The following is a 10000-nucleotide window of genomic DNA, read 5'->3' as shown; positions in this document are numbered from 1 at the left end:
GGTCAGCAGCACAACCAGCGGCACAAAGGCCCCGATGCCCACCCAGAAGGTCCTTTTCTGAAAGGCATAGTGGGTTTTCAGCCAGTCGGGGGCGTCGTCCTGAAACAAATAGATCAGGGTGATGGCGAGGACGCCCGAAATGCCACCGACGATCAGGAAAAACAGCAGCAGATAGTTGACGATCGGGATGATCGTCGTGTCGCTGAGTTTGGTGCGGGTGGCGGGCGTGTTCATAAGTGGTCCAGATCGAGTTCGGGTACCAGAACAAGCACGTCCGTCACCCCGATATCAAGCCCCATCTGCGACAAAAGCGTCGTAATCTGTCCGCGGTGGTGGGTTTGGTGATTGAACACGTGGCTCAGCACCAGCCCCAGCGGTTTAGTATGGGCGTCGCCATTGACGCGGCGATAGGTCAGAGGCATGTCGAGATCGGCCTCGCTCAGGCCCTCGATATAGCTCAGCCACAGATCATCCAGTTCCCTGCGCACCGGCGCGAAGGCGCTCAGTTCGCTATACAGCGTATCATTCAGGCCCGTGGGTTGCGGCAGGGCCTTGGCGGCCGACAGTGCAACACCCGTCGCATGGCCCCTCAAACGGCCCATCCACAGCAGGTCCGCCACGATCAGGTGGTTGAGCGTCCCCCACACCGAACCGAAAAAGGCCCTTGTATCGGCGTGGAAATCGGCGTCGGGATGCGCGGCCATCAGCTCCAGCAGTTTGGCGTTCATCCACTGGTTATAGCGGGCCATCAGGCCCAGATGCGCCAGATGGCTCATTTGCGCATCACCACGGTGCAGCCGGAGCGGTCGGCATCGGCCAGGGCTTCGGGTTTGGAGATGCGGATACGCACCTCTTCGGCCTGCGGCAGGGCCAGTACGGCCTCTGCCAGGTCCTCGGCCAGGGTTTCGACCAGCTTGATATGACCGCGCGCGATGAGGTCGCGCGCCAGATTGCCAACCATTTCGTAGTTCAGCGTGTCTTTCAGGCCCTTGATCTCATGAAGGCCGATGCGGATATCGGCATCGATGATCAGGGGCTGGGTGCGGCCGTGTTCGTAGTCATAGACGCCGATGGCGGCTTCGACCTTCAGGCCTTCGACAAAGACGTGGCGGCTGATCAGAGGCATGGGGCGCTCTTTTTCTGCCAGTTTTCAGGCGGCAGGAGATCGTTGATCGACAGATCGGCCCGATGGCACCAGTCGGCCAGACGCGGGCCGTGGCTAAGGTCTTCGGGCGTCAGTATGACCGTATTGGTCGGGGTTTCTTCGATTTCAAAGCGCACGCACGCAAAATCCGGCACGTGGGCGGACAAGATGGCGTTCAGCTTGTGATAGAGGGCGAGTGCTACGGCTTCGGTCGTCGGATCGCCCGGAATGATCAGCAGACGCGGCAGAAGATCGGGCTCATGCGCCTGAAAAAAGCCGATCAGCGGGTCATCGGCCCCCAGTTGAAAGGCGTGATCCAGAGCGTCATCGACAAAGCGGTGCCAGTCGCGCTTGAGCGCATCAAAACTCTGGGCGTAGTTGGATTGCCCCCACTTCACCGTGTCCGGCGATTTGGCCTTCAGCGTCACGCGCACGAATTCATTATGGCCATGCGGGGTCGCGCACTTCGACGAACGGTCGGCGCGCAAACGGTGAGCCATGGAAAAACGACGGGTGAACTGAATCTGCACGGATAGGGGCCTTTTCTTGTGCGGCAGCTAAAAGCGCAAAAGCCCGCGTGAGTCAAATCACGCGCAGTGTCTGCAAGAATTGGCCACGAAAAACACGAAAATCGCGAAAAGCGTAACATCGGGCGGTGCTTGCCCGAAGGGCTGTTAGCCTCGTTTGTGAGCGACTATCAAGGACGCTTCGCTCAAGGCTTCAATATAACGGATTTCGTGCTTTTCGTGTTTTTCGTGGCTAAAACCTGCGGCCAAATCTTACCAAGCGCCGATCTTGGCATCCTGACGGTGATGATCCTCTTCGGCCAGCAGGCGGATGGCCTCCAGCGCCGCCATGCAGCCCATACCGGCCGCCGTGACCGCCTGACGGTAGACGTCGTCCGTCACATCGCCCGCCGCAAAGACGCCCTTGATGGCGGTTTTCGGCGTGCCGGGTTCGACCTTCAGATAGCCGCCGGCATTGGTTTCAAGCTGCCCCTGGAACAGTTGCGACGACGGCGCGTGTCCGATGGCGATAAACACGCCGTCGAGCGGCAGTTCGTGGGTATCGCCCGTATGGACGTTTTTCAGGCGCACGCCGGTGACGCTGGCCCCGCCGAATTCATTGGTTTCGCCCAGAATTTCGTCAATGGCCGAATTCCACACCGGCTGAATCTTGGGCTCGGCGTACATGCGCTCGGCCAGAATCTTTTCCGAACGCACCGAGTCGCGGCGGTGGATCAGATAGACCTTTGAGGCGAACTTGGTGAGGAACAGGGCCTCTTCGACCGCCGTATTGCCGCCGCCGACCACGGCCACCGTCTTGTTGCGGTAGAAGAAGCCGTCACAGGTGGCGCAGGCCGACACACCGAAGCCCTGATAGGTCTTTTCCGACTCAAGGCCCAGCCACTTGGCCTGAGCGCCGGTCGAAATGATGACGGTTTCGGCCAGATAGACGTTCCCGGCATCGGTTTCGAGGCGGAAGGGCCGCTGGCTGAGGTCGGCCTTGACCACGATGTCGGTGATGACCTCGGTGCCCATATGTTCGGCTTGCGCCTTCATCTGATCCATCAGCCACGGGCCCTGAATGACCTCGGCAAAGCCCGGATAGTTTTCGACGTCCGTGGTGATGGTGAGCTGACCACCCGTCTGCGGGCCGGTGAACACCACCGGGTGCAGCAGGCCCCGCGCGGCATAGATGGCCGCTGTCCAGCCCGCCGGGCCGGAACCGATGATGGCGCAACGAACAGTACGGGGCGTGGTCATGGCAGATTCGATTCTATCTTGGGGTAAACTGGCCCCTTAGATAATGACCGGCTGTCGCCTTGTCATCCCTCCGTTAAGGGCTGTTAACGTTTTTCGTCGGGATGCGTTTGATTATAGAGCGCCAGTACGGCCTCGGCGGCGCGGTGCGTCTCGTTCAGCGGTGTATATTTCCACGTGCGCAGTTCGCCCGACCACGGGCGCGCGGCGCCGTATTCCTGAAGGCCCTGATGGAAGCGCCCAAACTTGGCCCCTGCGCCGCGCGCATCCATGGGCAGGACGTGCACCGGCTTGCCCGTGGCGGCGGCTTCGGTGGCCATGTTCACCGAATCCTCGGTGACGAGGATGTGGTCGGCGGCGTTGAGGAAGGCGAAATAGGGGTTGTCCCCCTTACCCTCATAGATGATGCCGTCGAGGTCTTTCAGCCCCTCGGTCAGGATGGCGCGGGCGGCTTCGGGGGTGCGGCGCGACACGCTGAGCAGCAGGGTGGCCTTCTTGCCTTTGACGGCGGCGCGAATCTGCTGGACGAGGGTTTCGGCGCGCGCCGGCGATATGTCGTGGCTTTTGGAGCGCCCGCCGATCAGGGCGGCGATAAACGGGCCGCTGAATTTCGACAGGCTTTCGGCCCACGGGGCGGCCTCACGGCTGAGGCGTTCCGGCGTGACGCGATGGGTGGAGCCCAGAAGCGGCAACACATTGTCGCCCTTTACCTCGTCGTGCTTCGGCGCAATGACCATGTCAAAGCGTGAGGACGGCATGCGGGGGTCCTGAAGCTGCACCACCAGGGTCTTGCCCTGAGAGCGGCGGCGCATGCGCAAGGAATGGGGGAGGGTGGCGCGTCCGGCGGCGATCCAGATGTCAGGATAGGGCGGACCAATAAGGTCGGAATCGCGCTTCAACATTACATCGGGCCACAGACGCAGCGCTGTGGGCCAGCGGTCGAACAGACGGCGATAACGGATATGGCGGACGACGATCTGGGTCGGGGTGAGGACGGCAATGGCTTCGGCCAGCCCCAGCACCTGATTGTGGATACCGGCGCGACCGTCCGACACCGCCCAGACGATCAGCGGGCGGTCCGAGGGAATCTTCAGCGACTCTTCGGTTGTGACGGGCGGAGTTAACACGCTTCAATCCCAAGATGCGGAGACAGAAAAAGCCCCCACCACCGCATCTCACCTGCCGGGTGGCAGGCTCGTGCGGTCCCCCTCCCCAGCGAGCTGGGGAGGTATGAAATATGCCAAACTCCGGCGACGGGCCGCCCCGAGCCGGAGTTTGTCGATTCCCATCCCCACGTCCTGATCGTCAGATCAGGGCGTGAATTTAGCTAAATCCACTCGACCTTGAGGATTTCGTAGGCCTTGACGCCGGCGGGGGTGTTGACCTCCACCACATCGCCCACTTCCTTGCCGATCATGGCGCGCGACAAAGGCGAGCTGAGCGAGATGCGGCCCGCCTTGACGTCGGCTTCGTGCTCGCCGACGACCTGATAGCGGCCCTCTTCCTCGGTGTCCTCATCGACCACGGTGACGGTCGCGCCGAACTTGATCTGATTGCCGGACAGCTTCGAAACGTCGATCACCTGGGCGCGGCTGATCTTGTCCTCGATCTCGGCGATCTGACCTTCGATCCAGCCCTGACGTTCCTTGGCCGCGTGATATTCGGCGTTTTCCGACAGGTCACCATGCGAACGCGCTTCGGCAATCGCCGCGATAACGGCGGGACGTTCCACCGACTTCAAACGCTTGAGTTCGTCGTCAAGGCTTTGGTAGCCCGCGACGGTCATCGGCACTTTTTCCATGTGCGATTGTTTCTGAAACGCCCTGAGTGAAAGACAATAGAGCCGACGACGGTCGAGGGCGCCTGCGACCGGCCGGAAAACCTGTGTTGGAACTTAAGCCGCGCGCCGGACGCTATTTGCAGAGCACCCTTGCAGGACGGGGCACGCTTCATAGCGCAAAACGCGCGAAAAAACAAACTGTGTTTCAGATAGGCACTCAAGAGGCGGTAAACAGCCCCAGTTGAGAAATTTTCAGTCGCTTCATACCCTGCGGGATCGGCTCTGCCGGGGGCGCCTGATCTTTGATGACAAAGCGGACCTGTAGCGGTCCCCGCGTGCCTGAGGTCACCGGAAGAGGTACGGTGATCTCTTTGACCTTTTTTGACATTTCATAATCCTGAGCCACCTGTCCGTTGATCAGTACCGACACGCGTGCCGGGCGGGCGGTATTCAGGGTGAACCGCAGTTCTGAGCCGGGGGCAATGGTCACTGAGTCGGGTAGGGTCAGACTGGCTTCGGCCCCACGGGTCCAGACACCGCCTTCTTCGCCCAGAGCCCAGTCGCCATCCAGCAGGCAGGCGGCGGGCTTGTCGCGCGCCACAGGCTGCATGACGTTTTGCGGGAAGGGATGCGGGGCCGGGACGCGCCCAATCGAGGCATCCGCTCTGACGGGTGGCAGGAACCAGATGCCGTCAAGCTCTCGCAACTGCCCCCTCAGCGAAGGGTGCGGCAGGCAGGGATTGATATACACATATAACTGGTCCGGATGTCGCACGCCCTGCAAAAAGCGCTGGTAATCCGAAAACTCCAGAGCTTCCTGTTTGGGGTTCGGGCGTGCCGCGTACATGGTATTGATGGGCACCTTAGCTGAAACGGCGCGATAGGTCATTTCATAGAAGACGGGCTGATTGGCCAGAGCATTGGGGGGGACGAAATTGACCTGCGAACTGGCGGCGATCAGTTGTGTCCATTGTGGACTTTGGGCGACCTTGACAACGGCGCGGTCCGAGGCCCGCGCGGTCAGACTCTTGACATGGCTGGAGAAGGCGCCGAGGTCCATAAGCTGAAGCCCGACGATCACCCCCAGCCACAGGTTACGTCTGGGGGTGCGATAGATAACCAGCAAGCTCAGGAATACCAGCGTATAAGCCACCGGCCAGAACAGGCGGCCTGAGGCGCGGATCACGCCAGCCACGGAGAGGGCTGCCTCCGGCAAGGGGATATCGATCAGGGTCTTGCCGAAAATCTGGATCTTGGTCGAGATGGCCAGCACGGTGAGTAAAATCAGTACCCATTTGAGTCCACGCGCCCGCTCGAAGGCCTGTGTGGTCACTTCGCGCGTATCGCGCTCGTCGCTTGCCGCCTCTGGCTGTGGTTGCGGCTGAGGGCTCAGCTTGCGTGAGCGGCGGGTCAGCCACCACGCGGCCCCGATCAGCACCAGTACGCCTGCTCCCAGATACTGGAAGCCCTCAAAGGCCTGACGGGGCTCCTGCTTCGGTAAAAAGGACAGGAAGGACGGCAGACCGGACGGATTAAACGGTCCGTCCAGCCCCATGGAATAGATACCGAAGCCATCACCCGCCGGGCTGGTTCCGGAAAACGCGCCCCCCGCCCACAGGGCTATCAGACACAGTGTGGCACTGATACCCGCAGCGCCGGCCAGCCCGATCAGGGCCTTCGGGTCGCGCGTGCGGCGGATAGTCTGTAAGGCCTGCCACTGATCGGCGGCCCAGATAAACAGGCACATGATCAGCAGATAGGGGTGGATCAGCGAGGCAAGTGTCAGGTTGGCGGCCCAGCCTATGGCCTTGTCGCGCGGTGTTTCGACCGCGAAAAAGATGTATAGCGACCACAGGATCAGCCAGTGCGCAAACAGCGTGTCGTGCCCGATGCGGTTATACAGTGTGGGCAGCAGGCACAGAAGCAGGGCACCGCCCAGAGCGCTCCACGCCGTCGGTGCGAAGCGTTCCATCAGACGCAGGGCAAGCACGTATTGCAAACACAGGCACAGCAGGAACCACAGTCCAATGAACTGAAAATTCGCCGGTAAAAGCGGGCTGATCAGCTTCAGAGGCAGTGAAAGGAGCGGGTTCGAGTCGGTGTAAAGCACACTCAGACCGGTGGGGTGCGCCAGAAGGTCCTGATGGTTGAAGCCATCTGCCCCGTTACGATAGGCGTGCCAGCCGAGAAAATGCTGTGCCCAGTCGCCGTGCATCACCCAGCCGATATTGGTCGGGTCCACAATCGCCGGGTTAAAAAAGGCCAGAAACAGCAGAACGGGCGCGCCAAACAGTGCCAAACGATAATGGGTGCTTTGTGTCGTGTCTGGCATATGCCTCTCTCGGTCTGTCAACGGGAGGCCATTGCACGCTTAGCAACGCGCGTAATGTCTTGTCAGTCCGGACATGACCGCCCCCTTCGGCACTGCACACCTTAAAGAGGGGTTTGGCTGAAAACAAGCACGGCAGTGCAAAAAAAGCCCGGCCGAAGCCGGGCTTTCAAAGAGACGATTACGGTTTCTGAGGGGCCTGCTGACCGGCGGTGACGCCGACCGGTTGGGCTTTGACCGCCGCTTGGGCTTCGGCGATTTTGGCCTTCTTCTCGGCCTCTTCCTTCTCGCGCACGGCGGCGTCTTCGATGGTCAGGCGGAACAGCTTCATGCCCCACTGGCGTTCATCGTCGCCCTGACCCAACTCCTTGAGCGACAGCGGGTCGCGCACGATGAAGGACACCTTCATGTCGGGGCGGTTGAACACCGACGGCGGCAGGGGAATATCCTGATAGGAGCGGATTTTTTCCAGCTCCATCGTGGCACGCTTGCGCCCATTGATCAGCACATCGACCGTCATCGGGCGGAAGAAGCTCTTGGCCACCAGCCGGATCGACGGCTTGACCGGGCGTTCACCGCTTTCGAACTGCACCTCCTGAATGGGGATGACCAGCTCAGCGCGTTTGCCCAGCGTCCATGCCCCGTCGGCTTCCGGGGCCGCCCAGTTCTTGTCGAGCAGGCACGAGCCCTGATTGAGATAGCCAAAGCCCATGCGCGCCTTGATCGGCTTCCATTCGGGCAGGGCCAGCGGCAGGTTGCGCATTGACTGCGGCGGGATGATCCACACGCCGTCCACCTCACGCATCAGCGGCTGAAGATTGGCCGGGGCGATGCACTGGTTGAGGAAGACGTACAGGTTGTCGTTATTGATAGTGCCGTTGAGATAGGCTTCGCGGCCTTTCAGCTCGATGGCGCGCTGTTCATAGTTTTCGCGCGCCATATACATGGTGTTGACGTAGCGCTGCTTCGACACGGCGCGCCAGGCGATTTCATAGAACAGCTTGTCGTTCAGGTGCACCTGCGCCGGATAGAAGTCTACGCCCTTCGCTCCGGAAATCAGCTTGTCCCACATTGGATCCGGGGCCTGATCGAAGATGACCGGGCTGGTGGCCAGTTCGGTCTGTTTGCGCATGGCGGCGATAAAGCCCTGAAGGTCGATCAGTTGCACGATAATGACCAGCGGCAGAGCCACCTTCATCACCTTGGGCCGCGACTTATAGACAATGACCAGCGCGATCAGGATCAGGGTGTAGGCGATGGGCCAGAAGAAGCGGCCGGAAGCCCGCAGTACCGCCAGCTTATCCAGCAGGTATTTCGGCAGCGGCAGCTTGAACAACACGATGTCGTAGAACTGCACATGGTGCGAAACGGCGATGACGAACAGGCAGATAAAGGGGATGATCAGCGGCTTGGCGCTATCGATAAAGGGACGCGCCTGACGGGCCGAGAAGGTTATCTGATAGAGCAGAAGCGCCCCCAGCAGCAGGCCCAGAATGCCGAGGCCCATATACTGATAGCCCTCGAAATACTGCCCCATGTCCTGCGGGTGGGCCTTGATGAAGAAGGAGAAGTCGGGCTGAACCGGGTTGAACGGCGCATCCAGTCCCATCGAGTAGAAGCCGAAGCCGCGCGCCTGCGCCGATGAGCCCGAATAGGCCCCTGAGATGCCAAGCGTAATAAACGGGCAGATAAACACCAGCGCTGCATCGCGCAGGATCAGCAGCACCCGCTTGCGGTCCATGGCCTTCGCCGCCGGCACGAAAATGCGCAACACGTCTGCGCCCCACACCGCGGCCATCATGAACAGCATGTAGGGGTGCAGGAAGCCGGTCAGGCCCAGCGCCGTCGCGTACCAGATGTTCTTTTTGCGCTCATCCTTGACGTTGAAGAAGATCCACAGCGTCCACAGGATAAGAAAGTGCGCCACCAGCGTGTCGTGGCGCATCCGGTAATAGAGGGCGGGCAGCAGCGACATGATGATCGCCCCGGCCAGAGCCGACCACGGCCCCGGCGCGTGCGGGCGCACCAGCTTCCACGCAAAGAAGAACTGCATCACCACGCACAGCAGGAACCACGGCCCGATAAACTGGAAATTGTCGGGCAGGAGCGGGCTGAGCGCCTTGAAGATAAAGGAAAAGAACGGATTGGAGTCCGTGTAGATGATACTGACTCCCGTCGGCCACGCCAGCAGGTTCTGATAGTTGAACGGCCACGCCCACGGCACATTTCGGAAGGCGTGCCAGCCCAGCACGTGCTGCCCCCAGTCCTCATCCAGCAGCCAGCCGATGCGGGTCGGGTCGAGGATCTCGATATGGAAGAACAGGCTGAACAGCAGGAACGGCGTTGCCACGATCAGCAGACGACGGGCCCAGGTCACAACATGCGGCAGGTAGGACGGGATACGAATGGGAGGGCTCTATCGATAAAGACGAGGATAGGGTCAGTTCTGATGCGGCGCATCATAGCGAAAACGCCGCGCATCACAAGTTGCGTGATCAAGCCCTAAAAATAGGCAAATTTCGGGCACGATCTCGCAAAATTGTTTCCGTTTCCTGTCGTACCCGGATGCGTGTCCGATTGACAGAAGAGTGTTCCGGTCGTTTCCTGACACGCGGGAGGATGTGACCATGACTGTGAACCGGAGTTTGCGTTTGCCGCTGATGGCGGTGGGGATCATGCTGCTGCTGACGGCCTGTGCGACGCAGGGGGCGGCACCCGAACCGTCCGTGCCGGGCTTCTGGATGGGGCTGATCCACGGCGCCATCGCGCCCTTTGCCCTGATCGGGCATATTTTCGATCACAGCATCCGCATCTATGCCGTGCCCAATTCGGGGGGCTGGTACGATTTCGGCTTTCTGCTGGGCCTGTCCTTTATCTGGGGCGGCGGCAGTGCCGGGGCCGCCCGTCGCCGAAGCAAGGCCGACTAAGGATTGTTGGTTTTGCGGAAAATCATTTTGCGAAACGGGCGGCAGGGCGGAAAATAA

Annotated in this window: 9 protein-coding genes and 1 pseudogene; 1 reads left to right on the top strand and 9 read right to left on the bottom strand. The window is 60.7% G+C overall.

Annotated features, from left to right (window positions below):
- From LDL37_RS05865 to LDL37_RS05825, 9 genes and pseudogenes are all read right to left on the bottom strand, one after another.
- A pseudogene (locus tag LDL37_RS05865) lies at positions 1-234 on the bottom strand (hypothetical protein); the annotation flags it as partial.
- On the bottom strand, positions 231-776 hold the full coding sequence (locus LDL37_RS05860) for a DinB family protein (protein ID WP_290795533.1): 546 nt from the start codon (positions 774-776) through the stop codon (positions 231-233). The pseudogene LDL37_RS05865 and the gene LDL37_RS05860, both read right to left, overlap by 4 nt.
- Entirely contained in the window at positions 773-1126 is a 354-nt protein-coding gene (gene folB / locus LDL37_RS05855; RefSeq protein WP_126422759.1) for a dihydroneopterin aldolase, read from the bottom strand. The genes LDL37_RS05860 and folB overlap by 4 nt, the downstream gene beginning before the upstream one ends.
- On the bottom strand, positions 1117-1674 hold the full coding sequence (locus tag LDL37_RS05850) for a 6-carboxytetrahydropterin synthase (protein WP_290795530.1): 558 nt from the start codon (positions 1672-1674) through the stop codon (positions 1117-1119). Before LDL37_RS05850 ends, folB begins: the two co-directional genes overlap by 10 nt.
- Positions 1675-1923: 249 nt before the next feature.
- On the bottom strand, positions 1924-2910 hold the full coding sequence (trxB, locus tag LDL37_RS05845) for a thioredoxin-disulfide reductase (RefSeq protein WP_126422763.1): 987 nt from the start codon (positions 2908-2910) through the stop codon (positions 1924-1926).
- An 83-nt stretch (positions 2911-2993) separates the two neighbouring features.
- Positions 2994-4034 carry a mitochondrial fission ELM1 family protein gene (locus LDL37_RS05840; protein WP_290795527.1) on the bottom strand — a complete coding sequence of 347 codons (1041 nt, stop codon included), beginning with the start codon at positions 4032-4034 and terminating at the stop codon, positions 2994-2996.
- Positions 4035-4234: 200 nt separating this feature from the next.
- Positions 4235-4708, bottom strand: a complete 474-nt coding sequence (gene greA / locus LDL37_RS05835) for a transcription elongation factor GreA (protein WP_041658489.1) — start codon at positions 4706-4708, stop codon at positions 4235-4237.
- 196 nt (positions 4709-4904) lie between these two features.
- Positions 4905-7019, bottom strand: a complete 2115-nt coding sequence (locus LDL37_RS05830; RefSeq protein ID WP_290795522.1) for a DUF6311 domain-containing protein — start codon at positions 7017-7019, stop codon at positions 4905-4907.
- Between the two features lie 178 nt (positions 7020-7197).
- On the bottom strand, positions 7198-9393 hold the full coding sequence (locus LDL37_RS05825; RefSeq protein WP_290795520.1) for a DUF6311 domain-containing protein: 2196 nt from the start codon (positions 9391-9393) through the stop codon (positions 7198-7200).
- 250 nt (positions 9394-9643) lie between these two features.
- Between LDL37_RS05825 and LDL37_RS05820 the strand changes: the two genes are divergently transcribed.
- On the top strand, positions 9644-9943 hold the full coding sequence (locus LDL37_RS05820) for a hypothetical protein (RefSeq protein ID WP_290795518.1): 300 nt from the start codon (positions 9644-9646) through the stop codon (positions 9941-9943).
- Positions 9944-10000: the final 57 nt, after the last annotated feature.

It is taken from the genome of Asticcacaulis sp., assembly GCF_020217185.1.
Classification (GTDB): Bacteria; Pseudomonadota; Alphaproteobacteria; order Caulobacterales; family Caulobacteraceae; genus Asticcacaulis.
This window is presented reverse-complemented; position numbering and strand designations above follow the sequence as displayed.